The organism is Streptomyces sp. NPDC005263, assembly GCF_042872365.1.
In the GTDB taxonomy this organism is placed as follows: domain Bacteria; phylum Actinomycetota; class Actinomycetes; order Streptomycetales; family Streptomycetaceae; genus Streptomyces.
This window is the reverse complement of the sequence record NZ_JBIAKJ010000004.1, coordinates 605,237-628,741: the sequence shown is the minus strand read 5'-3', so window position 1 is coordinate 628,741 and position 23,505 is coordinate 605,237. Positions and strand designations below refer to the sequence as shown.

Genomic DNA, 23,505 nt, shown 5'->3' with positions numbered 1-23,505 from the left:
AGCGCCAGCTGCTGGGCGCGGGCGACGGCTTCCAGGACGGCCGGGGAGACGCCGGCGAGGTTGCCGCGCTCAAGCTTCGCGTAGTACTCCACGCTCATCAGCCCGGACACACGCCGTCGAGAACCGGCAGGCAGGCCGGCCTGCTCCGGGGTGATCTTCGCTCGCCGCGACGTGAGGAACTCGCACCGTCAAGGGTCCCGCCGACTGGTTCTCCGGAGACGTCTACATCGACGCCGTCGCCGCAGCGCCCGAGCCGTCCCGGGTCAGCACCGCCCTGGTGCACTTCACGCCCGGCGCGCGCACCCACAGGCACCGCCACCCGCTCAGCCAGACCGTCTTCGTCACCGAAGGAATCGGTCTGTGCCAGCGCCGGGGCGGACCGATCGAGGTCATCCGACCCGGTGACCGGGTGCTGTTCGAGGCTGACGAGGAGCACTGGCACGGCGCCGCGCCGAACCGGCTGATGGTCCACCTGGCCATCAACGAAAGCGACGCCGACCACGACGTCGTGCACTGGCTGACCCCCGTCACCGACGAGGAATACGCCGCTTCCCCGGCCACCGACTGACACCTGACCCGAACCAGCCCCCTGAACGAGGAACATCTGCGCATGCGCGTCAACGCCTACGCCGCCCCCGCCGCCGGCGAGCCCCTGACCCCCACCACCATCGAACGCCGTGACGTCGGCCCGAACGACGTCCTCATCGCGATCCAGTACGCCGGTATCTGCCACTCCGACATCCACACCGTCAACGGCGACTGGGGCCCCCAGCCCTTCCCCGTCGTCCCCGGCCACGAGATCGTCGGCGTCGTCGCCGAGGTCGGTGCCGACGTCACCAAGTACCAGGCCGGCGACCGCGTCGGCGTCGGCTGCATGGTCAACTCCTGCGGCGAGTGCGCCCACTGCCGAGGCGGCGACGAGCAGTACTGCATAAACGGCGCGGTCCTCACCTACGCCGGCGCCGACCGTGATGGCACCACCACACAGGGCGGCTACTCCACCCACGTCGTCGTGGACGCCGACTACGTCCTGTCCGTCCCCGACAGCCTCGATGCAGCCGCCGCCGCGCCGCTGCTGTGCGCGGGCATCACCACCTACGCCCCGCTGCGCCGGTGGGGCGCGGGCCCCGGCAAGAAGGTCGCGGTCGTCGGCCTCGGCGGCCTCGGCCACATCGCGGTCAAGATCGCCCACGCCATGGGCGCCGAGGTCACCGTGCTGTCGCAGTCGCTGAAGAAGCAGGACGACGGTCTGCGGCTCGGCGCCGACCACTACCACGCCACCTCCGACCCGGACACCTTCACCCAGCTCGCCGGCCGGTTCGACCTCATCGTCAACACCGTCAGCGCCGACATCGACACCAACGCCTACCTCGGCCTGCTGGCCCTCGACGGCGCCATGGTGAACGTCGGCATTGCCCCGGGGCCGCTGAGCGTAGGCGGAATCCTGCTGGGCAGCCCGCGGCGCATTCTCACCGGGTCGATGTTCGGTGGCATCGCCCTGACCCAGGAGATGCTCGACTTCTGCGCCGAGCACGGCATCGGCGCCGAGGTCGAGGTGATCTCCGCCGACCGGGTCAACGAAGCCTACGAACGCGTCCTGGCCTCCGACGTCCGCTACCGCTTCGTCATCGACACCGGCACCATCGCCTGACCTGCGGACGTGTCCGCCGAGAGGGCCGCACACCCTCTCGGCCTTGGCACCGCCAGGCACGGGCATCCTGCGCAGGTGCGCACGGTGCCAGGCAAGCACTGCCGGTACACCCCCTCCACAAAAACTCCTGACCGCCGCCCAACGCGCTTGCGTTGAAAGCTGTCGAGTTCCGCGGTGCCCAGACGCCGCTGCTGACTCCGTCTTCTCGCCCCTGTTCGATTGGAGCCGTGTGAGCCCCCCCCCGTGACCCCGAGCGTGCCGCGCGAGCGGACGGACGGTCGGTCGTGCCCTGGCCGTCGTTCTCGCGCTGCTGACCGTCTTCGGGCCGATTCGACCGCCGGCCCAGGCCGCCGAGCGGCGCGGCGGATCAGACGGGAAACGGTCCGTTCCGTGGCATCGGAGACCGGCCTCGTGGCGCCCGCCGCGAAAGCATCGCCCACCTTCACGCAGATGTAGATGACGGTCGCCGCCAGCGCGTCGGTCAGTTCGAGCCCGATCGAGTTGGGAATGTCCCGACGACGTTTCCTGCCGCCGTTCCGCAGCCTTCGGCGGGCGCCACGCACATGTCCCGCGATATCCGGCTCGAAAGCGGACGCCTCTTCCGGTGCCACCTCACGGAGCACGCACAGGGCGAAATTCTCCATCCATGTCAGCGGTGCCGGTTCGCTTGGTTTCACATGCACGAGGCGACCTCACATCAGCGGTGAGGGTCGGCCTTCAGGGCGTCGATGAAGGTGACGAAGGCCGCGGCCGGGATGGAGAGGGGTGGTGTGGTCGGGGTTTTTGAGTCGCGGATGGCTATGTGGGTGCGTCGGTTGGCGATCTCCACGCATGCGTTGCCGTCGCCGCCGCCGGAGTAGGACGACTTGCGCCAGTGGTCGGGGGTGGCCATGGGTGCCTCACACTTCCTTCGACAGCCTGTGGATGAAGTCACGGGATCGCTCTGCATTGAGTGACACCGCCTCCACTCTACGGAAATGCGTTCGGAATACGGTCAGTTGTGCCTCGGAGTCGATGAAGACCGTGCCATGAGGTCCATCGCGGACGACGGTGTCCAGCTTCGAGACGGTGCCGCCCGCGTACACCATGGCGGAGCCGAGGTCGGCGAAGTTCTCCAGCTCGAAGGGGATGACGCGCACGGTGATGTGGTCCTGCTCCGAGTGCTCCAGTACGCGGCCGAGCTGAGTTCGCGAGGCGGCGCGCCCGCCGACCCTCATGCGCAATGCCGCCTCGTGGATCAACGCTTCGTACGGGACCGGCGGCTCCTTCTCGATGATGCTGCGCCGCTGCATGCGGTGCTGGACGCGCAACTCCATGTCTTCATTCGGAAGTTCGGGAACCCGGGACGAGAAGAGAGCCCGCGCGTACTCCTCCGTCTGGAGGAGCCCGGGAACATGCAGAAATTCCACGTCCCATCGGTAGGAGGCGTAGTGCTCCAGCTCCGACAGGTCCAGGAACGACGTGGGGAGGAGGCCTCGGTACTCTTCCCACCAGCCATGCGTCCGATCGGCCGCCATGGTCGCCAGAGCGTCGATCAACTCAAGATCCGTGCAGGCGTAGTGAGCCGCGATCCTGCGTAGGCGTGCCTCGCTGACGCCCGCGAGGCCGGCCTCGATCTGGCTCACCTGGGCGGAGTCCGTCCCCAGCAGTGCGGCAGCCTCGCGTCCCCTGAGCCCTGCAGCCTCACGTAGTTTCCGCAGCTCGGCGCCCAGGCGCTCCTGGCGTGCAGTGGCCTGTTGCCTGCGTGGCATGGCTTCCTCCCTGACGCAACTGTCGTGCAGCGGCAACTCGTTCGTGCGGCAGATTACGGCAACGACTTGCGCGGGACCAAAATTGGCCCCTACCGTCAGTGACGCGACGCGCACCCTGCGGAACCCCGGGACCCCGGAAGCGCACCGCCCCGTCCTGCCATGACGGCTGCGGCAATGCCACCGCCCGCCGACCGCCACCCCCACCACTTGAGCGGAGTTGCCGCATGCCCGAAGGTGAAAACGAAGGCGAACCCTGGGAGTACTCCCTCTCCATCCCGAACGATCCCCGAGCCGTCACCATCAGTCGCCGCACCCTCCGTCTGATCCTCACCGTGCACGGACTGATCCGTCTCACCGACGTCGCCGAACTGCTCGCGACGGAGTTGGTCTCGAACGCCGTACGCCACACCAAGGGGCCCGCCGCACTGCGCGTGCGCTGGTCGGCCGGCGTTCTGCGTATCGGGGCGTGGGACGCGGACCCGGAGCCGCCCGAGCCGCCGGGCTCGTTCGAACAACCCGGAGAAGGGGAGGGTGGGCGGGGGCTCGCCCTGGTCAGAGCGTGTGCCGATCTGTGGGGGTGGCAGCCGCAGGCCCGCAACGGCAGTCGGGGCAAGTACGTGTGGTGCGAGCTTGCGGCCGCCTGAGCGGCCAGGCCCCCGTATCCCGACCCGATGGGGGAGCCGCGATCGAGCGTCGAGCAGAGATCGGCCAACAATTAATGCAAGCATGCTTGCTTGTTTTTGACCCCGCTGCCATGCTCCCCCCATGGCCGACCCGACCCCCGTGTTCGACGACCTGTATGCCGAAAGCGCCGAACTCGACCAGCTTGTAGCCGAGTTGAGTCCGGAGCAGTGGGCGCTGGCCACCCCCGCCCCCCGCTGGACCATAGCCCACCAGATCGCCCACCTCGCCTGGACTGACCACTCCGCACTGCTGGCGGTCACCGACGCGGACGCGTTCCAGCCGCTGGTCGAGAAGGCGCTCGCCGCGCCCGGGGCGTTCGTGGACGAGGGTGCGGAGGAGGGGGCGCGGCTCCCGGCCGCCGAGCTCCTGTCCCGGTGGCGGGAGGGGCGGGCAGCGCTCGACCGGGCCATGCGCCAGGCCCCGCCCGGCGCCCGCTTCCCCTGGTACGGGCCGCCGATGTCCGCCGCCTCCATGGCCACCGGCCGCCTGATGGAGACCTGGGCCCACGGCCAGGACGTCGCCGACGCGCTGGGAGTCACCCGTACTCCCACCGACCGCCTCCGACACGTCGTCCGCATCGGCGTACGCGCCCGGGACTTCGCCTTCGGCGCACATGAACTGTCCCCGCCGGCCGACGAGTTCCGCGTCGAACTCATCGGCCCCGGCGGCGACTTGTGGTCCTACGGTCCGGAAGGCGCCGTCCAACGCGTCACCGGCCCCGCCCTCGACTTCTGTCTCCTGGTCACCCAGCGCGCCCACCGCGCCGACCTCGCCCTGCACGCGGAGGGCCCGGACGCCGACCGCTGGCTGGACATCGCCCAGGCCTTCGCGGGCCCGCCGGGCACCGGGCGTCCGCCGAAGGGGGGCACGCCGTGACGGTGCTGCGCATAGGCAACGCCTCCGGCTTCTACGGTGACCGTTTCGACGCGATGCGCGAGATGCTCACCGGCGGTGAGCTGGACGTCCTGACCGGCGACTACCTCGCCGAGCTGACCATGCTGATCCTGGGGCGGGACCGGCTCAAGGACCCCGGCGCCGGGTATGCCCGCAGCTTCCTCCGCCAACTGGAGGAGGGCCTGGGCCTCGCGCACGAGCGCGGGGTGAAGATCGTCAGCAACGCCGGCGGTCTCAACCCGGCCGGACTCGCCGACGCCGTACGGCAGTTGGCCGAACGACTGGGCATTCCCGTCCGTGTCGCCCACGTCGAGGGCGACGACCTCACCGCCACCCACCCCGGCAGCCTCGCCGCCCACGCCTACCTCGGTGGCTTCGGCATCGCGGCCTGTCTGCGGGAAGGCGCGGACGTGGTCGTGACCGGGCGCGTGACGGACGCGGCGCTGGTCACCGGGCCCGCCGCCGCGCACTTCGGGTGGGGGCCGGGGGAGTACGACCGGCTGGCGGGGGCCGTCGTCGCCGGGCACGTGCTGGAGTGCGGGACGCAGGCCACCGGCGGCAACTACGCGTTCTTCGCGGAGGGCGGCCGCGATGTCCGCCACCCCGGCTTCCCGCTCGCCGAGATCCACCAGGACGGCACCGCCGTCATCACCAAGCACCCCGGCACCGGCGGCTTCGTCGACGTCGGCACGGTCACCGCGCAGCTCCTCTACGAGACCGCGGGCGCCCGGTACGCCGGCCCCGACGTCACCGCCCGCCTCGACACCGTACGGCTCACCCAGGACGGCCCCGACCGGGTACGGATCGAGGGCGTACGCGGAGAGGCTCCGCCGTCCACCCTCAAGGTCGGCCTCAACCGTCTCGGCGGCTTCCGCAACGAGGTCACCTTCGTGCTCACCGGGCTCGACGTCGAGGCCAAGGCCGCGCTCGTGCGTGGGCAGATGGCCGACGCGATGGCCAAGTCCCCGCCCCGAGAGGTCCGTTGGGACCTCGTGCGCACCGACCGGCCGGACGCCGCCACCGAGGAGACCGCGAGCGCCCTGCTGCGGCTCGTCGTCCGGGACCCGGACCAGAACGTCGTCGGGAGGGTGCTCAGCGGGGCGGCGGTGGAGCTGGCGCTGGCCAGCTACCCCGGCTTCCATGTGCTGGCGCCACCTGGAAAGGGCGCGCCCTATGGGGTCTTCGAGGATGTGTACGTCCCCCATGGTGCCGTCGACCATGTGGCGGTCCTCGATGACGGGCGCCGGATCCCTGTGGCCCCGGCCCACGACACCCTCGTACTCGACGACACCCTCGTACTCGACGACGTACCGGAACCCGCCCCACCACGACCTCTGCCGCCCGGACCCACCCGCCGCGCCCCCCTCGGCCTGGTCGTCGGCGCCCGCAGCGGCGACAAGGGCCCGAACGCCAACGTGGGGGTGTGGGCCCGGACGGAGGACGCCTGGCGCTGGCTCGCCCACACGCTCACCGTCGACGTCCTGCGCGACCTGCTGCCGGAGACGGCGGGTCTGCGCGTCACCCGGCACCCGCTGCCCGAACTCCGCGCCCTCAACTTCGTCGTCGAGGGCATCCTCGGCGAGGGCGTCGCCGCCCAGCACCGTTTCGACCCCCAGGCCAAGGCCCTGGGCGAATGGCTGCGCTCCCGCCACCTGGACATCCCGGAGGCCCTGCTGTGACCGTCATCAACTCCGGCCTGGACACCGGCGGTTCCGAGTACCGGGCGGCCCGCGACGCCATGCTCGCCAAGCTCACCGACCTCGACGCCGAACACGCCAAGGCCCTCGCGGGCGGCGGCGAGAAGTACGTGGCCAGGCACCGGGAACGCGGCAAGCTGCTCGCCCGCGAGCGCATCGAACTGCTCCTCGACCCGGACACACCCTTCCTGGAGCTGTCGCCGCTGGCCGCCTGGGGCAGCGAGTACACGGTGGGCGCCTCGCTCGTCACCGGCATCGGGGTCGTCGAGGGCGTGGAGTGCCTGATCACCGCGAACGACCCGACCGTGCGCGGCGGCGCGAGCAACCCGTGGTCGCTGAAGAAGGCCCTGCGCGCCAACGACATCGCGCTCGCCAACCGGCTGCCCTGCATCAGCCTGGTGGAGTCCGGCGGCGCCGACCTGCCCTCCCAGAAGGAGATCTTCATCCCCGGGGGCGCCGTCTTCCGGGACCTGACGCGGTTGTCGGCGGCCGGCATCCCCACCGTCGCCGTCGTCTTCGGGAACTCGACCGCGGGCGGCGCGTACATCCCCGGCATGTCCGACCACGTGATCATGGTCAAGGAGCGGGCGAAGGTGTTCCTCGGCGGCCCGCCGCTGGTGAAGATGGCCACCGGCGAGGAGAGCGACGACGAGTCGCTGGGCGGCGCCGAGATGCACGCCCGCGTGTCGGGCCTCGCGGACCACTTCGCCACCGACGAGCCGGACGCCCTGCGACAGGCGCGGCGCGTGATCGCCCGCCTCAACCACCGCAAGGCGTACGGCGATCCTGGCCCGGCCGCGCCCCCCAAGTACGACGAGGAGGAACTGCTCGGCATCGTCCCGGGTGACCTGCGCACCCCCTTCGACCCCCGCGAGGTCGTCGCACGGATCGTCGATGCCTCCGACTTCGACGAGTTCAAGCCGCTGTACGGGACCAGCCTCACCACCGGCTGGGCCACCCTGCACGGCTACCCGGTCGGCATCCTCGCCAACGCCCAGGGCGTCCTGTTCAGCGAGGAGTCCCAGAAGGCCGCCCAGTTCATCCAGCTCGCCAACCAGCGCGACATCCCGCTGCTGTTCCTGCACAACACCACCGGCTACATGGTCGGCAAGGAGTACGAGCAGGGCGGCATCATCAAGCACGGCGCGATGATGATCAACGCGGTCTCCAACTCCCGCGTCCCCCACCTCTCCGTCCTCCTGGGCGCGTCCTACGGCGCCGGCCACTACGGCATGTGCGGCCGCGCCTACGACCCCCGTTTCCTCTTCGCCTGGCCCAGCGCCAAGTCGGCCGTCATGGGCCCGCAACAGCTCGCGGGCGTGCTGTCGATCGTCGCCCGCCAGTCGGCGACCGCCAAGGGCCGGCCCTACGACGAGGACGCGGACGCCGCCCTGCGCGCCATGGTGGAGCAGCAGATCGAGTCCGAGTCGCTGCCGATGTTCCTGTCCGGACGGCTCTACGACGACGGCGTCATCGACCCCCGCGACACCCGCACCGTCCTCGGCCTGTGCCTGTCCGCGATCCACACCGCTCCCTACGAGGGCGCCCGCGGCGGCTTCGGCGTCTTCCGGATGTGAGGCCCATGATCACGACACTCCTGGTCGCCAACCGCGGCGAGATCGCCTGCCGCGTCTTCCGCACCTGCCGCGACCTCGGCATCAGAACGGTCGCCGTGCACTCGGACCCGGACCACGACGCGCTCCACACCCGCGCGGCCGACGCGACGGTACGGCTGCCGGGCGCGGCGCCCGCCGACACCTACCTGCGCGGCGACCTGATCGTGCGGGCGGCCGTCACCGCGGGCGCGGACGCCGTGCACCCCGGCTACGGCTTCCTCTCCGAGAACGCCGACTTCGCCCGCGCCGTCCTCGACGCGGGCCTTGTCTGGATCGGCCCGCCCCCGGAGGCGATCGAGGCGATGGCGTCCAAGACGCGCGCCAAGGAGCTGATGGGGATCCCGCCGCTCGGCGAGGTCACCGAGGCCGACCTGCCCGTGCTGGTGAAGGCGGCCGCGGGCGGCGGCGGGCGCGGGATGCGGATCGTGCGCCGGCTGGAGGAGCTGGACGCCGCGCTGGAGGGCGCGCGCGCCGAAGCCGCGAACGCCTTCGGCGACGGCGAGGTGTTCATCGAGCCGTATATGGAGGGCGGCCGGCACGTCGAGGTGCAGATCCTCGCCGACACGCACGGCACCGTCTGGCCCCTGGGCACCCGCGACTGCTCCCTCCAGCGCCGCCACCAGAAGGTCATCGAGGAGGCCCCGGCACCCGGACTCCCCGAGGAACTCACCCGGGACCTGCACGAGCTGGCCGTGCGCGCCGCCCGCGCGGTGGACTACGTCGGCGCCGGCACCGTCGAGTTCCTGGTCGCCGACGGCAGGGCCCACTTCCTGGAGATGAACACCCGCCTCCAGGTCGAACACCCGGTCACGGAAGAGATCTTCGGCCTCGACCTGGTAGCCCAGCAGATCCGCGTCGCCGAGGGCGCCGCACTGGAGGCCGACCCGCCGCTCCCGTCCGGCCACGCCGTGGAGGCCCGCCTCTACGCCGAGGACCCGGCGACCGACTGGACCCCCCAGAGCGGCACCCTGCACCGCCTCGCCGTCCCGGACGGCGTCCGCCTCGACACCGGCTACGGCGACGGCGACCGCGTCGGCGTCCACTACGACGCCATGCTCGCCAAGGTCGTCGCCCACGCGCCCACCCGCGCCGAGGCGGTCCGCAAGCTGGCGTCAGCCCTGGACAGGGCGGCACTCCACGGTCCGCTCACCAACCGGGACCTCCTCGTACGGTCGCTACGGCACCCGGAGTTCACCGCCGCCCGCATGAACACCGGCTTCTACGACCGCCACCTCACCGACCTCACCAAGCCCGCACCCGACCCGTACGCCCCCCTGGCTGCGGCCCTCGCCGACGCCCACGGCCGCTCCCGCTTCGGCGGCTGGCGCAACGTCCCCTCCCAGCCGCAGGTCAAGCGCTACGTCATGGCGGGGGAGGAGACCGAGGTCCACTACCGCCACACCCGGACGGGCCCGGCGGCGGACGGGGTCCGGGTCGTGCACGCCGACGCGCGTCTGGTCGTCCTCGAAGTGGACGGCGTACGAAGGAAGTTCGAGGTGACGCGATACGGCGACGAGCTGTACGTGAACACCACCGCGCTCAGGTCCCTCCCCCGCTTCCCCGACCCGACGACCCAGCTGGCCCCCGGCTCCCTGGTGGCCCCCATGCCGGGAACCGTGGTGCGCGTGGCGGAGGGCCTGGAGCCCGGATCGTCGGTGGAGGCCGGCCAGCCCCTGCTGTGGCTGGAGGCGATGAAGATGGAACACAAGATCACCGCACCGGTCACGGGCACGCTCAGCGCCCTGCACGTGGCACCCGGCCAACAGATATCGGTCGGCTCTCTGCTGGCGGTAGTACAGCCCACCTAGGGGCGCGGGGAACTGCGCGACCAGCCACAACGAAGCCCGCAGACGAAGGATCCAGCCCATGAGCCCCGTCATAGAACCCGACGAACACAAGGCCCTCCGGGCAGCCGTAGCCGCCCTCGGCAACCGCCACGGCCGCGGTCACGACCGAGAAGCCCTCTGGTCAGAGGCCGGCAAACTCGGCTACCTCGGCGTCAACCTCCCCGAGGCGTACGGAGGAGGCGGCGGCGGAATAGCCGAACTCTCCATCGTCCTGGAAGAGTTGGGCGCCGCAGGCTGCCCCCTCCTCATGATGATCGTGTCCCCGGCGATCTGCGGCACGGTGATCGCCCGCTTCGGCACCGACGACCAGAAACAGCAGTGGCTCCCCGGCCTCGCCGACGGCACCCGCACCATGGCCTTCGGCATCACCGAACCCGACGCCGGCTCCAACAGCCACCGCATCACCACCACCGCCCGCCGCGACCCCGACACCGGGGACTGGCTCCTCACCGGACGCAAGGTCTTCATCTCCGGCGTCGACCTGGCGGACGCCACCCTGATAGTCGGCCGCACCGAAGACGCCCGTAAGGGCACGCTCAAGCCCTGCCTGTTCATTGTCCCGCGTGACACACCCGGCTTCGAGCGACGACAGCTGGACATGGAACTCTCCGCCGCCGAGAAGCAGTTCGAGCTGACCCTCGACGACGTGCGCCTGCCCGCCGACGCCCTGGTCGGCGACGAGGACGCGGGCCTGCTGCAACTCTTCGCCGGCCTCAACCCCGAACGCGTCATGACGGCCGCGTTCGCGATCGGCATGGGCCGCCACGCCCTCGCCCAAGCGGTCAGCTACGCCCGCGACCGCACCGTCTGGGACACCCCGATCGGCGCCCACCAGGCCATCGCCCACCCGCTGGCGCAGGCGCACATCGACCTGGAACTCGCCCGCCTGATGATGCAGAAAGCGGCCCACCTCTACGACGCCGGCGACGACACGGCTGCCGGGGAGGCCGCCAACATGGCGAAGTACGCGGCGGGGGAGGCCTGTGTGAAGGCGGTCGACCAGGCCGTGCACACCCTCGGCGGCAACGGCCTCACCCGCGAGTTCGGGCTCGCCCGCTTGATAACGGCCTCGCGGGTGGCTCGTATCGCTCCGGTGAGCCGGGAGATGATTCTCAACTACGTCTCCCACCAGACCCTCGGCCTGCCCAAGTCGTACTGACCAGGCGCCGCGCCGCGCGAGGAGGAACCATGTTCCGCAGCGAGTACGCAGACGTGCCGCCCGTAGAACTGCCCATCCACGAGGCGGTGCTGGGCCGCGCGGCCGAGTTCGGCGACACCCCCGCCCTGATCGACGGCACCGACGGCACCACTCTCACCTACGACCAGCTCGACCGCTTCCACCGCCGGGTCGCCGCCGCACTCGCCGAGGCCGGAGTCCGCAAGGGTGACGTCCTCGCCCTGCACAGCCCCAACACGATCGTCTTCCCGACCGCGTTCTACGCCGCCACCCGCGCGGGCGCCCTGGTCACGACCGTGCACCCGCTCGCCACGCCTGAGGAGTTCGCCAAGCAGCTCGCCGACTCCGCCGCCCGCTGGATCATCACGGTGTCGCCGCTGCTGGAGACGGCACGCAAGGCGGCGGACCTGGCGGGCGGCGTCCAGGAGATCTTCGTCTGCGACAGTGCGCCCGGGCACCGGTCGCTCATCGACATGCTGGCGTCGGCGGCCCCCGAACCCGAGATCGCCGTCGACCCCGTGCAGGACGTGGCCGTCCTCCCGTACTCCTCGGGCACCACCGGCATCCCCAAGGGCGTGATGCTCACGCACCGCCAGATCGCCACCAACCTCGCCCAGCTCGAACCGGTCATCCCGGCGGGCCCCGGCGACCGCCTCCTCGCCGTACTGCCGTTCTTCCACGTCTACGGCCTCACCGCCCTCATGAACGCGCCGCTGCGGGTGGGCGCCACCGTCGTCGTCCTGCCCCGCTTCGACCTGGAGACCTTCCTCGCGGCCATCCAGAACCACCGCATCACCGGCCTGTACGTCGCCCCGCCGATCGTCCTGGCCCTCGCCAAGCACCCGCTGGTCGCGCGGTACGACCTGTCGTCCCTGACGTACATCGTCAGCGCCGCCGCACCCCTGGACGCCCGGCTCGCCGCCGCCTGCTCACAGCGCCTCGGCCTGCCCCCGGTCGGCCAGGCCTACGGCATGACGGAACTGTCCCCGGGCACCCACGCCGTCCCCCTGAACGCCGTGCGCGAGGCACCCCCCGGCACCGTCGGCAAGCTCATCCCCGGCACCGAGATGCGGATCGTCTCCCTCGACGGCACCGACAACGGCCCTGACAACGGCCCCGACGGCGACCCTGCCAACGACCCCGGCAACGACCTCGGCGTCGGTGAGTCCGGCGAGATCCTCATCCGCGGACCTCAGGTCATGAAGGGCTACCTGGGCCGACCCGACGCCACCGCCGCCATGATCGACGCCGACGGCTGGCTGCACACCGGCGACGTCGGCCATGTCGACGCCGACGGCTGGCTCTTCGTCGTCGACCGGGTCAAGGAACTCATCAAGTACAAGGGCTTCCAGGTGGCCCCCGCCGAACTGGAGGCACTCCTGCTCACCCACCCCGGTATCGCCGACGCCGCCGTCATCGGCGTCCCCAACGAGGACGGCAACGAGGTCCCGCACGCCTACGTGGTCCGCCGGCCCACCGCCACCGACCTGTCCGAAGGCGAGGTCATGATGTACGTCGCCGAACGCGTCGCCCCGTACAAGCGCGTCCGCCAGGTCACCTTCATCGACGAGGTGCCCCGGGCCGCCTCCGGCAAGATCCTGCGCCGCCGACTCAGGGAGCGCACATGACGACCCTGGTCGCCGCCACCCACGAACGCGGCATCACCACCCTCACCCTGGACGCACCGCACCGCCGCAACGCCCTCTCGGCCGCCCTCGTGGGCGAACTCGCCGACGCCCTGGAGCAGGTCGGCGAGGACGACGCCGTACGCGCCATCGTCCTCACCCACACCGGCACCACCTTCAGCGCGGGCGCCGACCTGCGCGACCCGCCCGACCCCGAGGCCCTCGCCGCCCTGCTGCGGCGGATCGTCGCCCTGCCCAAGCCCGTCGTGGCCAGGGTCACCGGACACGCACGGGCCGGCGGCCTCGGACTGATCGGCGCCTGCGACCTCGCGATCGGCTCCGACACGTCCACCTTCGCCTTCACCGAGGTCCGCATCGGAGTCGCCCCCGCCCTCATCAGCCTCCCCCTCCTGCACCGCCTCGAGCGCCGCGCCGCCGCCCGCTACTTCCTCACCGGCGAGACCTTCGGCGCGACCGAGGCGGCCCGCGTCGGCCTTCTCACGGCGACCAGCGGACAGCAGGACGCCGACGACGCCCTCGCCCCCGTCCTCGACGGACTGCGCCGGGCCGCCCCGCACGCCCTCGCGGAGACGAAACGGCTGCTCACGGCTAAGGTGCTGGAGGCCTACGACGAGGACGCGGGCCGGCTGACCCGGCTCTCCTCCCGCCTCTTCGCTGCCGCCGACGCCCGCGAGGGCATGACAGCCTTCCTCGAACGACGGGATCCACCATGGGTGCTGTGAGCACGGGTTCTGGAAGCCCGGGTTCCGGGATCGCGGGTTCTGGGATCGCGGGTTCCGGGAGCGCGGGTTCCGGGAGCGCGGACTCGGTGAGCACGGCCGAGCACGCACCCGGAGAGCGCGTCCCCAAGCAGGACCGCAGCCGCGTCACCCGGCAGCGGCTCCTGGAAGCCGCCGTGGCCTGTCTCGCCGAACGCGGCTGGGCCGGGTCCACGGTCACCGTCGTCGCCGAACGCGCCGGTGTCTCCCGCGGTGCTGCACAACACCACTTCCCCACCCGCGAGGACCTCTTCACGGCGGCGGTCGAGTACGTCGCCGAGGAACGCTCCACCGCCCTGCGCGCCCTCTTCCCACGGGGGGCGGCGGGCGACCACCGGGCGGTCGTGTCCGCCCTGGTCGACCTCTACACCGGCCCGCTCTTCCGGGCCGCCCTCCATCTGTGGGTCGCCGCCTCCAACGAGGAACAACTACGGCCGCGAGTAACGGAGTTGGAGGCCCGCGTCGGCCGCGAGACGCACCGGACGGCCGTCGAACTCCTCGGCGCCGACGAGTCCCGCCCCGGCGTCCGCGAGACCGTGCAGGGCCTGCTGGACATGGCCCGGGGCCTCGGCCTCGCGAACCTCCTCACCGACGACACCGGCCGCCGGGAGCGCGTCGTCACGCAGTGGGCGGGACTGCTGAGGGAGTCACTGAGCTGACCGTTCCACCGGGTCGGGGCGTTGTCGTCGCCGGTGCTCAGGGACTCAGCCGCTCCACCCGCCAGTTCCCGTCCGTCTCCGCCACATACCGCAACCGGTCGTGCAGCCGGTTCTCGCGGCCCTGCCAGAACTCCACCGCCTGCGGCGTCACCCGGAAACCGCCCCAGTGCGGCGGCACCGGCACCGGCGTGCCCTCCGGATACCGGGCCTCCAGCTCCGCGTAGTGCGCGTCCAGCCCGGCCCGGTCCGCGACCACCGTGGACTGCGCGCTCGCCCAGGCGCCCAGCTGGGAGCCGTGCGGGCGGGAACGGAAGTACGCGGCGGTCTCCTCCCGGCCGGTGCGCCGCGCGACGCCCGTCACGATCACCTGGCGGGCCATCGGATGCCACGGGAACAGCAGCGCCACGTGCGGGTTCACCGCCAGGTCGCGGGCCTTGCGGGAGTCGTAGTTGGTGTAGAAGACGAAGCCCTGCTCGTCGAAGGCCTTCAACAGCACCGTCCGGGAACTGGGCCGGCCCTCCGCGTCCGCCGTGGACACGACCATGGCGTTCGGTTCGAACAGCCGGCCCTCCGTCGCCGCCTGCCGGAACCAGCGCGCGAACTGTTCCACCGGGGTGGCGGCCAGATCGGACTCGCCGAACCCCTCCGCCCGGTACTGCTGGCGCATCGAGGCGGGGTGGAAGTGGTCAGGGCCGGGGAAGACGGTGTCTGCGTCGGTCACATCGTCATCCTGCCGCACCCGGGACCACCACACCGGAGGTGGCACTGAGTGCCGCGAACTCTCCCCAAAGGTGGCACTCAGCGATATGGTGCAGAAGCCATTCCGGTGGGGCGAACGTCGGCCGGACGGGCACCACCGGGGTGACCGCCCAGGACCGCGAGTCCCCGCACGGGACCGTGGATCCACCGGCGCCACCAGTCGTACACATCTCGAGGAGCCGCCTGATGTCCGACTTCGTACCCGGACTCGAGGGAGTCGTCGCGTTCGAAACGGAGATCGCCGAACCCGACAAGGAAGGCGGCGCCCTGCGATACCGGGGGGTCGACATCGAGGACCTGGTCGGCCACGTCTCCTTCGGCAACGTCTGGGGCCTGCTCGTCGACGGCGCCTTCAACCCCGGCCTGCCGCCCGCCGAACCGTTCCCGATCCCCGTCCACTCCGGCGACATCCGCGTCGACGTCCAGTCCGCCCTGGCCATGCTCGCCCCGGTCTGGGGCCTCAAGCCCCTCCTCGACATCGACGCCGACCAGGCCCGCGCGGACCTGGCCCGCGCCGCCGTCATGGCCCTCTCCTACGTCGCCCAGTCGGCCCGCGGCCAGGGCCTGCCCATGGTCCCGCAGCGCGAGATCGACAAGGCACAGTCCGTCGTCGAACGCTTCATGATCCGCTGGCGCGGCGAGCCCGACCCCAAGCACGTGGCCGCGGTGGACGCCTACTGGACCTCCGCAGCCGAACACGGCATGAACGCGTCCACCTTCACCGCCCGTGTCATCGCCTCCACCGGCGCCGACGTGGCCGCCGCGCTCTCCGGCGCCGTCGGAGCCATGTCCGGCCCCCTGCACGGCGGAGCCCCCTCCCGCGTCCTCGGCATGATCGAGGAGATCGAACGCACCGGCGACGCCGAGGCCTACGTCAAGCAGGCCCTCGACAACGGCGAACGCCTGATGGGCTTCGGCCACCGCGTCTACCGCGCCGAAGACCCCCGCGCCCGCGTCCTGCGCCGCACCGCCCGCGAACTAGGCGCCCCCCGCTTCGAGATCGCCGAAGCCCTGGAGAAGGCCGCCCTCGCCGAACTCCACGCCCGCCGCCCCGACCGCGTCCTCGCCACCAACGTCGAGTTCTGGGCCGCCATCGTCCTCGACTTCGCCGAGGTCCCGGCCCACATGTTCACCTCGATGTTCACCTGCGCCCGCACGGCAGGCTGGTCCGCCCACATCCTGGAACAGAAACGCACCGGCCGCCTGGTCCGCCCCTCCGCCCGCTACACCGGCCCCGGCACCCGCGACCCACGGGAGATCGAGGGCTACGACGACACCACGGCGGTCACTCGTTAGGGCATGGTCCGCCGCAGGGCAGGCCTGGGCCCGTACACCAGGCCTGGGCCCGTACACGCAGACGACCCGCGAGCTCGGGTCCCTCCGCCTGGCGGCGGAGAAGCCGGCCGGACGTACCGGCGAGCTCGCGGGTCGGGTGACTGCTTGAGATTGGGCCGGCTGCACGTGTCTCGCACGCACTGGTCCGGCACCGCACTGAATGTGGTGACGGGCCGCTAGCCCGCAGCCACCTCGCGCGTCCGGGTTTCATACATGTACCCGATCACCTCCTTTCGGCGTGAGACACACCCTAGGAAGCCGTCGGACACGGATCAACCGATTTTCCGGGATGTTGACCGCGCTGGTTCTGACCGGCTGCTGTACCCGTATCCATCGCCTCGTTGCAGAAGCCGCAGATTCGTGTGGGACACGTTGATCCGGCCTGCCGAGGTGTGCAGGCTGTGCTGTCCTCTGGCGCGGACAGAGATGCGCCCGGTCCACGTGCCTGCCCACTTGCCGGTCGGCACGGTGGCCCGGACGAGATCCCCCGTGACGTACCCGAAGTGCTGCTTGGCGCGAGCCCGCCGAAGCCGAGGGAACCCGAATCGGTCCGGAGTGGTGCGGGCATAGGACCCGCGTCCGGTGGCTTTGACGACGAGCACCTGGCCCGGCAGCCGCACAATGGCGTCGCCGCTCTCGTGATCCAGCCGTCCGACCGACAGCGCGTCCAGGGTGTGTGTCTTCTCCAGGCCCATGGCGTCGCGGTTCCACTTGGTACGGCCGCCCGACCAGGTGTGTACGGGGTTGCCGAGATCGCTCAGTGCCTCCACGAGCTGCCACCGGGTCGCGTTCATGGTGGCGGCGTCGCGGAGTGGCGTGGAGAGTCGCTGGAGGATCTTCGCGAGACGCTCGGGCCGGTGAGTGAGGAAGGCCTCGACGGATGTGTTGCCCTTGGCCTGGTTGCAGGGGACGCAGGCCAGGACGAGGTTGGAGATGCGGTTCGAGCCTCCTCGACTGCGGGGCCTGACGTGGTCGATGTTGAGGGGGATGCCGCTGGCGTCGCAGTAGGCGCAGGCGCTGTTCCACTGGGCGTGGAGGTAGGCGCGGGTTTCGGTTCCGGCGAGGGTGCCTTGCTGGTACTCGATTGCGGTCAGGGGTCTGCCGGCGCTCATGGCGTGGGTGTCGAAGGCGACGTGTTCGACGTGGATCTCGGTGACGGGTGCGTAGCGGCAGAGTCGCGCTGCCTGGGAGAAGGTCGTGTCGACCCGGTGGCGGAGGGACGGCGGTAGCCAACCTGTGCGGCGGGGGCGGTTGTGGAAGCGGGGTGCGCGGTGGCGGAGGTTGGCGGACCGGCGTCGGTGTCGGTATCCGGCGCGTTGTTGCATGGCCTTGTGGATCTGGTTGCCGCGGTGCTGGAGTTCGACGGCGACGAGTCCGCGTCTCACGGTGACGACGACTCCCTGCTGATCGATTTCCTTCTTCTCGTCTGTGAGGGAGAGGCCGGTGCCTTGGGAGCCGGGGTCGACGCGTAATTGCACGCCGTCGACTTCGGATTCGGCGCGGGTGCGGTCTTTGAGCCGGATGGTGAAAGGCATCTGCCGGGCGACCACGGCTCGCCCTTTGCTCAGGAGTTCGCGGGCACGGGCGGGGTGGCAGGGCATGAGGGGCGTTCCGTCCTTGGACAGTACGAAGACCCTGTTCGCGCCGATGCCGCCTGTGTAGGCCGGTTTGTGTGGGGGAGCGTCACCGCTCGCGTTCTCTGCCGCCTTCGCTGCCGTGGCAGCGTTCTTGGCGTGACGCCGACGGGTTTCGGTGCTGTGCCCGTCGGTCTCCCCTCGCCCATGTTCCCGGCCGGTGCCTCGCGCGGTGGCGAGGTGTCCGTGAGCCGTTTCGTCCCTGCTCCCAGGGGTGTCTGCTCTCACGGGTTCCAGAGCGGGCTGCTGAGGAAGCACAGCCTGGTGGGTCTGCTCGCCTGCGGGGAACGTAGTCATCGGGGCACCTCCCTGATCTTGCGGATCGCGATGACTTGGGCTGGTCACTCGGCCTGACTCTCTACGAGAGACAGGACCAGCTTTGGGCTGGTGGAGCGAGTGACCTCCTCTCTTCGGTGTGCATACAAAGCTATGGATGAAGCAGCGGTATGGAGGCCTGATCCATGGATAGCCCACGTCTGTGCGAAGATCGCTGATCCGTAGAACATGTAGCCGACAATGCTGCTAGGCGTCGCCTTGTGAGCGGTGGAGACCGTCGGCTGGTCACCCGGTGCCGCATCAGGCAACGTTCGCCCTGTCTATTTCCAGCGCTGTCAGCTCGCGCTGAGTGGTTCGGTTTGCTCAGTGTCGAGTTGGTGGTCGGCCCAGATGTAGCTTTCGGGAAGCAGGTCGGTGATGGAGACGGTCCGGAGGCGGTCGCCTGCCCCGACGATGACCTTCAGTGCCGGGAAGTAGTCGACGAGGACCTGGCGACACCGTCCACAAAGAGAAACGACCCCCGGTCGCGGTCGCCCACGGCGACGATCGTGTCGGCGTGGTCGATGCCGTCGAGGTGAAGTAGCGCAGGGCGGTGAACTGGGCCTCGATACGGTTCGAGCCGTGCTGGCCGGTGTTGGCGGCGGGCGTTCGGGGAGCTGTGTCCGGCGGGGGCGACCATGGTGATGTGGTGGGCTCGCGGATCCCTCGTATGCGGATCGAGATCGAGGTGTACGCGCGAAACGCGAGAGGTGGGGCAGCCGATGTCCGAGTTGCGTACCGAGGCCGTCGTGGGCGACGTCATGCTGGAGCAGTGGCGGCATGTGCACAACGTGATCGTGCCGCCCGCCGCGCTGGATCTGGAGGAGGTGCGGGAGCGGAGTGGGCGCAACCGGCTGGAGAACGCGTACCTGGGGGACGTGCTGGTGGGCTGCTCGACGGTCCGGCCGCCCGCCGGGGAGGAGGCCGTGGCGACGGTGATCGCGCGGGTGCTGCCCGGGTTCCGCGAGCGCGGGTTCGGGGCGGCGCTGTACGAGTGGGGTCTCGCGCACGCGCGCGGGCTGGGTGCCCGGGTGATCGAGACGTGTGTGCTGGCCGCGAATGTGGAGGGGCTGCGGTTCGCCTCGGCCCGCGGTTTCGTGGAGATCGAGCGGTATGTGCTGGAGGATGACGGTGATCTCTGGGTTGACCTGCGACTTCAGTAGGTGTTCGACTGCTGGGGTCGGCGTCGGCGCGGACATGGGCGGGTGGCTCGCGTACAACGATTCCTTCAATCTTGTGGGAACCCGGTGTGTGCTGCGTCACGTTCGAGTTGAATGATTGTTAGTGAGCGAACCCGCGTGCGGTGCACGTGGACGCGGCAGCCTGCAGGGGGTCGAGGTGAGTGCTTCCCGGCGTAGTGGGACCACCGACGAGATCGGGCCGGACGAGCCCGAGCGGGACGGTCCGGAGGGTTCGGACGGCTCGGATCTGCTGGCCGCGCTTCTCGACGGGATGGACGCGGCCCTGTGTGCCTTCGACGCGGACGGGGTGGTGACTCACTGGAACCGGGAGGCGGAGCGGATCCTCGGCTGGAGCGCGGAGGAGGCCGTGGGGCGGCACGGGTTCGCCGGGTGGGCGGTGCGCAGCGCCGACGCCGAGGAGGTCGAGGGGCGGCTGCTGTCCGCCATGCACGCGCCGGGCCGTCAGGTGCACGAGTTCGCCCTGCTGACCAAGGACGGCGGCCGGGTGCTCGTACGGACGCAGTCGGCGGCGGTGCGGGGGCCGGACGGGAAACCGGCCGGGGTGTACTGCGCGTTCAGCGAGGTGCACACGCAGATCGACCTGGAGCGTTCGATCGCCCTGAGTGAGGCCCTGTTCGAGGACGCTTCCTGGGGTGTCGTGCTCGTCGACGTCGATCTGCGGCCGGCCGTGGTCAACGCGCACGCGGCCCGGGCGCTGGGTGTCGGGCGTACGTCCGCGCTGGGGCGGCCGCTGGGTGATCTGCTCGTGCAGGGCGTGGAGGAGCTGGAGAGCGCGCTCGCCCATGTGCTGGCCGAGGGCGCCCCGCCGGCGCCCGCCGAGATCTGGGTGAGCGTGCGGACCCCGGAGGGCGAGAAGCGGCGTTGCTGGCGGTGCGGGTTCGTACGGCTGGCCTCGCCGCTCGCGGAGGAGCCCGTGCCGCTGGGGGTGGGCTGGCTCTTCAACGACGTCACGGAGGCCAGACAGGGCGAGCAGGAGGCGTCGCTGCTGCGGTTCCGCACGAACCAGCTGCACCGGGCGGCGCGGGCGGCAGCCGAGTGCGAGGACCCCCGGGAGGCGGCCGTCGTCCACCTCGATTTCGCGCTGGCGGGCTTCGCCGACCACGCGTTGATCGACCGGGTGGCGGGCGGTGCGGTGGCCGATGGCGAGGCCACCGGCCCGCTGCGGTTGGTACGGGTCGCCGCGACGCCGTCCGGCGCGCCGGGGCCGAGCCCGCTGACCGGGCAGGCGGGGTTGCCGGTGCGGTACCCGGAGGGGCATCCGGCGTTGCAGTGTGTGGAGCGGATCGGGGCGGTGCGGGCGAGCGCGGGGGCCATACCGGCCGAGGAGGTGCGGGAGTGGGCGTCGACCCGGCAGTGGCCGGAGGACGCGGTGCACGCGCTGTGCGCGGTGCTGCGGAGCCGGGGCCGGACGCTGGGTGCCGTGACGTTTCTGCGGAGTGCCGGGCGGAGCCAGTTCGAGCGGGCTGACGCGGTGTACGCGGAGGATGTGGCCGTGCGGATCGCGGGTGCGCTGGATCTGGGCGAGGTGCTGGGCGCCGTAGACGGGGACGGGCAGGGGTAGCGGGGCGGGAGGGGAGAGGGCCTTACCGGCAGCGGCAGCATTACCGGCTGGCAGCGGCGGCGCTACCGGCAGCGGCAGCACCACCGGCAGCGACGGCCCTACCGGTAGCGGCAGCACTACCGGTAGTGGCGTCAGGCAGGCGGCGGCCTCGTCAGCGTCGGTAGAAGATGCGTTCCGCGTACTCCTCGAACACGCGCCGGTTCCACTCGTGGCCGCCGTCCACGTTCCCCGAGCGCAGCAGCGGCGGCTCGATGCCCCGGTCGGTCAGGGCGCCGGCGGCGGTCGCCATGACCGCCTGGAGGATGGCCGCGGTGACCACCGTGGAGGCCGGGGCGAAGGGGGCCGGGACGGTGTCGAGGGTGAGCTCCGCGTCGCCGACCGCGATCTTGGAGTCCAGGACGACGTCGCAGTGGTCCTTCAGATACGTGCCGGAGGAGTGCCGGGACCCCGTCTGCGAGGCGTACGCCACCGACGTCACGCCGATGACCCGCACGCCCAGCGCACGGGCGGCCATGGCCATCTCCACCGGGAGGGCGTTGCGGCCGGAGAGCGAGATGATCACGAGGGCGTCGCCGGCGCGGAGCGGTGAGCACTCCAGGGCGGCGCTCGCGAGGCCGTCGACGCGCTCCAGGGCGGAGCCGAGGGTGGCCGGCATGACGTCCACGCCGACGACACCGGGGACGGCCAGCAGGTTCATCAGGGCGAGGCCGCCGGCGCGGTAGACGACGTCCTGCGCGGCGAGCGAGGAGTGACCGGCGCCGAAGGCGAACAGGCGTCCGCCCGAGGCCACGGTGTCCGCGAGGAGGTTCCCGGCCGCTTCGACGGACGAGGCCTCCTCGTCCCGGACCCGCCGCAGCAGGTCGATCGCGGCGTCGAGGAACTGACCGGACAGCGTGCCGTCGCTCATGCGGGCCCCTTCGGAGCGTCAGGGAGATGTCGAGGTGCCTGTGCCGCGGATCACCGTGCGGTCTGGACCACTGGGATGTCAATACGGCCGCGCGGCCCCCTTCGACACCCCTTGGTTACGACGGCGCGGCACGGTTGTCAGTGGTATCCGGCAGAATTGGGTTCAGGGCCAGCGCACGCGCCGCGAAGCTGTCGTGCTTCGGGCAGATCTCATCAAGGGGCACGTATGTCCGGACTGATCGACACCACGGAGATGTATCTCCGCACCATCCTCGAGCTGGAGGAGGAAGGTGTGGTCCCCATGCGCGCCCGGATCGCCGAGCGACTCGACCAGAGCGGGCCCACGGTCAGCCAGACGGTGGCGCGGATGGAGCGTGACGGCCTGGTGGGCGTCGCCACCGACCGCCATCTGGAGCTCACCGACGAGGGGCGCAGACTGGCCACCCGGGTGATGCGCAAGCACCGGCTCGCCGAGTGCCTGCTGGTCGACGTGATCGGCCTGGAGTGGGAGCAGGTGCACGCGGAGGCGTGTCGCTGGGAGCACGTGATGAGCGAGGCCGTCGAGCGGCGCGTCCTCGAGCTGCTGCGGCACCCCACCGAGTCGCCGTACGGCAACCCGATCCCGGGTCTGGAGGAACTCGGCGAGAAGGACGGCGCCGACCCCTTCCTCGACGAGGGGATGGTGTCGCTCGCGGACCTCGATCCCGGCCTGGAGGGCAAGACGGTCGTGGTGCGCCGCATCGGCGAGCCGATCCAGACGGACGCGCAGCTGATGTACACGCTGCGTCGGGCGGGCGTGCAGCCCGGTTCGGTGGTGAGCGTGACGGAGTCGGCGGGCGGGGTGCTGGTGGGCAGCGGGGGCGAGGCGGCCGAGCTGGTGTCGGACGTCGCCTCGCACGTGTTCGTCGCCAAGCGCTGAGCCGGACGCCGACGCGCCGGACGCCGGATGCCCGGCGCGGACGCCGTACGCCGGACGTCTGACGCCCGATGCCCAGCGCCCGTCGCCCAGGGCCCGAGACGTCGGCCGAGCGGAGTGGCCCGTTCCGCTCAGGGTTCGTCAACTCCTGGTGACGGTGAGGTGGTTGTGGCGCCTCGAAGATGTCGTCGAATCCGAGATTCAGTGTGCCGAATCGCAGCGTTCGGACGATTCGCGTGCGAGGCTGTCGCGTGAGGCATATGACCTGAGGGGCTCTTGGCGCGGGGCGGTGGTGCAACCGTCCGGCCGGGGAGGGGGCTGGGATGATGTGCCGTGAACATGGAGAGGGCCCCGGCGCCGTACGGCGCCGGGGCCTGTCCTCCCCTGTGCTGACCCGGAGCCCCGAGCTCTCAGGGTCATCCCCTGCGGACCGATTTCCCCGAGCGGTCCGCCTCCCGCTGAAGATCTCCCCGCGGTGGCGGCGATCATTCCTTGAG

Annotated in this window: 19 protein-coding genes and 3 pseudogenes; 15 read left to right on the top strand and 7 right to left on the bottom strand. The window is 71.0% G+C overall.

Annotation, left to right across the window (positions count from 1 at the left end; translation table 11 throughout):
- Positions 1–5 precede the first annotated feature (5 nt).
- Positions 6–155, bottom strand: a pseudogene (locus ACFYRY_RS21345) (transcriptional regulator); the annotation flags it as partial.
- Between the two features lie 29 nt (positions 156–184).
- On the opposite strand from ACFYRY_RS21345, the pseudogene ACFYRY_RS21340 reads away from it, so the two are divergent.
- Positions 185–568 (top strand): annotated as a pseudogene (locus ACFYRY_RS21340) (cupin domain-containing protein); the annotation flags it as partial.
- A 42-nt stretch (positions 569–610) separates the two neighbouring features.
- Positions 611–1,651, top strand: coding sequence for an NAD(P)-dependent alcohol dehydrogenase (locus tag ACFYRY_RS21335; RefSeq protein WP_389147655.1), 1,041 nt, complete (start codon positions 611–613; stop codon positions 1,649–1,651).
- A 697-nt stretch (positions 1,652–2,348) separates the two neighbouring features.
- On the opposite strand, the gene ACFYRY_RS21330 is transcribed toward ACFYRY_RS21335, so the two are convergent.
- Positions 2,349–2,543 (bottom strand): DUF397 domain-containing protein, encoded by a 195-nt coding sequence (locus ACFYRY_RS21330; RefSeq protein ID WP_389147652.1) that lies wholly within the window; start codon positions 2,541–2,543, stop codon positions 2,349–2,351.
- Positions 2,544–2,550: 7 nt separating this feature from the next.
- A complete protein-coding gene (locus ACFYRY_RS21325; protein WP_389148395.1) occupies positions 2,551–3,402 on the bottom strand; it encodes a helix-turn-helix domain-containing protein in 852 nt (283 codons plus the stop codon).
- Between the two features lie 224 nt (positions 3,403–3,626).
- Here ACFYRY_RS21325 and ACFYRY_RS21320 point away from each other — a divergent pair, with 224 nt between their 5' ends.
- The 9 genes from ACFYRY_RS21320 (at position 3,627) to ACFYRY_RS21280 (ending at position 14,380) form a co-directional block, all read left to right on the top strand.
- On the top strand, positions 3,627–4,046 hold the full coding sequence (locus ACFYRY_RS21320; protein WP_389147649.1) for an ATP-binding protein: 420 nt from the start codon (positions 3,627–3,629) through the stop codon (positions 4,044–4,046).
- Between the two features lie 121 nt (positions 4,047–4,167).
- A complete protein-coding gene (locus tag ACFYRY_RS21315) occupies positions 4,168–4,962 on the top strand; it encodes a TIGR03084 family metal-binding protein (RefSeq protein WP_389147646.1) in 795 nt (264 codons plus the stop codon).
- Positions 4,959–6,659, top strand: a complete 1,701-nt coding sequence (locus ACFYRY_RS21310) for an acyclic terpene utilization AtuA family protein (RefSeq protein ID WP_389147644.1) — start codon at positions 4,959–4,961, stop codon at positions 6,657–6,659. Before ACFYRY_RS21315 ends, ACFYRY_RS21310 begins: the two co-directional genes overlap by 4 nt.
- Entirely contained in the window at positions 6,614–8,254 is a 1,641-nt protein-coding gene (locus tag ACFYRY_RS21305; protein WP_389147641.1) for an acyl-CoA carboxylase subunit beta, read from the top strand. The genes ACFYRY_RS21310 and ACFYRY_RS21305 overlap by 46 nt, the downstream gene beginning before the upstream one ends.
- Before the next feature lie 5 nt (positions 8,255–8,259).
- Positions 8,260–10,101, top strand: a complete 1,842-nt coding sequence (locus ACFYRY_RS21300; protein ID WP_389147639.1) for a biotin carboxylase N-terminal domain-containing protein — start codon at positions 8,260–8,262, stop codon at positions 10,099–10,101.
- Positions 10,102–10,159: 58 nt separating this feature from the next.
- Complete coding sequence (locus ACFYRY_RS21295; RefSeq protein ID WP_389147637.1) at positions 10,160–11,299, top strand: acyl-CoA dehydrogenase family protein; 1,140 nt, start codon at positions 10,160–10,162, stop codon at positions 11,297–11,299.
- A gap of 29 nt (positions 11,300–11,328) precedes the next feature.
- The gene (locus ACFYRY_RS21290) at positions 11,329–12,945 is read left to right on the top strand and encodes a 4-coumarate--CoA ligase family protein (RefSeq protein ID WP_389147635.1); all 1,617 of its coding nucleotides are present in this window, start codon (positions 11,329–11,331) and stop codon (positions 12,943–12,945) included.
- Positions 12,942–13,685 (top strand): enoyl-CoA hydratase family protein, encoded by a 744-nt coding sequence (locus tag ACFYRY_RS21285; protein WP_389147633.1) that lies wholly within the window; start codon positions 12,942–12,944, stop codon positions 13,683–13,685. Before ACFYRY_RS21290 ends, ACFYRY_RS21285 begins: the two co-directional genes overlap by 4 nt.
- A gap of 86 nt (positions 13,686–13,771) precedes the next feature.
- The gene (locus tag ACFYRY_RS21280) at positions 13,772–14,380 is read left to right on the top strand and encodes a TetR/AcrR family transcriptional regulator (protein WP_389147631.1); all 609 of its coding nucleotides are present in this window, start codon (positions 13,772–13,774) and stop codon (positions 14,378–14,380) included.
- A 37-nt stretch (positions 14,381–14,417) separates the two neighbouring features.
- On the opposite strand, the gene pdxH is transcribed toward ACFYRY_RS21280, so the two are convergent.
- Positions 14,418–15,101, bottom strand: coding sequence for a pyridoxamine 5'-phosphate oxidase (gene pdxH / locus ACFYRY_RS21275; protein ID WP_389147629.1), 684 nt, complete (start codon positions 15,099–15,101; stop codon positions 14,418–14,420).
- A 224-nt stretch (positions 15,102–15,325) separates the two neighbouring features.
- Here pdxH and ACFYRY_RS21270 point away from each other — a divergent pair, with 224 nt between their 5' ends.
- Positions 15,326–16,435 carry a citrate synthase 2 gene (locus tag ACFYRY_RS21270; protein WP_389147626.1) on the top strand — a complete coding sequence of 370 codons (1,110 nt, stop codon included), beginning with the start codon at positions 15,326–15,328 and terminating at the stop codon, positions 16,433–16,435.
- 311 nt (positions 16,436–16,746) lie between these two features.
- Here the strand turns inward: ACFYRY_RS21270 and iscB are convergent, their stop codons facing one another.
- Positions 16,747–18,099 carry an RNA-guided endonuclease IscB gene (iscB, locus tag ACFYRY_RS21265; protein ID WP_389148392.1) on the bottom strand — a complete coding sequence of 451 codons (1,353 nt, stop codon included), beginning with the start codon at positions 18,097–18,099 and terminating at the stop codon, positions 16,747–16,749.
- A gap of 620 nt (positions 18,100–18,719) precedes the next feature.
- Positions 18,720–18,937 (bottom strand): annotated as a pseudogene (locus ACFYRY_RS21260) (cytidine deaminase); the annotation flags it as partial.
- A 208-nt stretch (positions 18,938–19,145) separates the two neighbouring features.
- Here ACFYRY_RS21260 and ACFYRY_RS21255 point away from each other — a divergent pair.
- Both ACFYRY_RS21255 and ACFYRY_RS21250 read left to right on the top strand, forming a co-directional pair.
- On the top strand, positions 19,146–19,586 hold the full coding sequence (locus ACFYRY_RS21255; protein ID WP_389147623.1) for a GNAT family N-acetyltransferase: 441 nt from the start codon (positions 19,146–19,148) through the stop codon (positions 19,584–19,586).
- A gap of 175 nt (positions 19,587–19,761) precedes the next feature.
- Positions 19,762–21,186, top strand: coding sequence for a PAS domain-containing protein (locus ACFYRY_RS21250; protein WP_389147620.1), 1,425 nt, complete (start codon positions 19,762–19,764; stop codon positions 21,184–21,186).
- Positions 21,187–21,337: 151 nt separating this feature from the next.
- On the opposite strand, the gene ACFYRY_RS21245 is transcribed toward ACFYRY_RS21250, so the two are convergent.
- Positions 21,338–22,093 carry an SIS domain-containing protein gene (locus ACFYRY_RS21245; RefSeq protein WP_389147617.1) on the bottom strand — a complete coding sequence of 252 codons (756 nt, stop codon included), beginning with the start codon at positions 22,091–22,093 and terminating at the stop codon, positions 21,338–21,340.
- A gap of 225 nt (positions 22,094–22,318) precedes the next feature.
- Between ACFYRY_RS21245 and ACFYRY_RS21240 the strand changes: the two genes are divergently transcribed.
- The gene (locus ACFYRY_RS21240) at positions 22,319–23,011 is read left to right on the top strand and encodes a metal-dependent transcriptional regulator (protein WP_362449456.1); all 693 of its coding nucleotides are present in this window, start codon (positions 22,319–22,321) and stop codon (positions 23,009–23,011) included.
- Positions 23,012–23,505: the final 494 nt, after the last annotated feature.

Bases quoted from the DNA above. Each gene is read 5' to 3' on its own strand.
- ACFYRY_RS21335 (WP_389147655.1), top strand. From the start codon at position 611: ATGCGCGTCAACGCCTACGCCGCCCCCGCCGCCGGCGAGCCCCTGACC.
- ACFYRY_RS21330 (WP_389147652.1), bottom strand. From the start codon at position 2,543: ATGGCCACCCCCGACCACTGGCGCAAGTCGTCCTACTCCGGCGGCGGC.
- ACFYRY_RS21325 (WP_389148395.1), bottom strand. From the start codon at position 3,402: ATGCCACGCAGGCAACAGGCCACTGCACGCCAGGAGCGCCTGGGCGCC.
- ACFYRY_RS21320 (WP_389147649.1), top strand. From the start codon at position 3,627: ATGCCCGAAGGTGAAAACGAAGGCGAACCCTGGGAGTACTCCCTCTCC.
- ACFYRY_RS21315 (WP_389147646.1), top strand. From the start codon at position 4,168: ATGGCCGACCCGACCCCCGTGTTCGACGACCTGTATGCCGAAAGCGCC.
- ACFYRY_RS21305 (WP_389147641.1), top strand. From the start codon at position 6,614: ATGGCTGCGCTCCCGCCACCTGGACATCCCGGAGGCCCTGCTGTGACC.
- ACFYRY_RS21300 (WP_389147639.1), top strand. From the start codon at position 8,260: ATGATCACGACACTCCTGGTCGCCAACCGCGGCGAGATCGCCTGCCGC.
- ACFYRY_RS21295 (WP_389147637.1), top strand. From the start codon at position 10,160: ATGAGCCCCGTCATAGAACCCGACGAACACAAGGCCCTCCGGGCAGCC.
- ACFYRY_RS21290 (WP_389147635.1), top strand. From the start codon at position 11,329: ATGTTCCGCAGCGAGTACGCAGACGTGCCGCCCGTAGAACTGCCCATC.
- ACFYRY_RS21285 (WP_389147633.1), top strand. From the start codon at position 12,942: ATGACGACCCTGGTCGCCGCCACCCACGAACGCGGCATCACCACCCTC.
- ACFYRY_RS21270 (WP_389147626.1), top strand. From the start codon at position 15,326: ATGTCCGACTTCGTACCCGGACTCGAGGGAGTCGTCGCGTTCGAAACG.
- ACFYRY_RS21255 (WP_389147623.1), top strand. From the start codon at position 19,146: ATGTCCGAGTTGCGTACCGAGGCCGTCGTGGGCGACGTCATGCTGGAG.
- ACFYRY_RS21245 (WP_389147617.1), bottom strand. From the start codon at position 22,093: ATGAGCGACGGCACGCTGTCCGGTCAGTTCCTCGACGCCGCGATCGAC.
- ACFYRY_RS21240 (WP_362449456.1), top strand. From the start codon at position 22,319: ATGTCCGGACTGATCGACACCACGGAGATGTATCTCCGCACCATCCTC.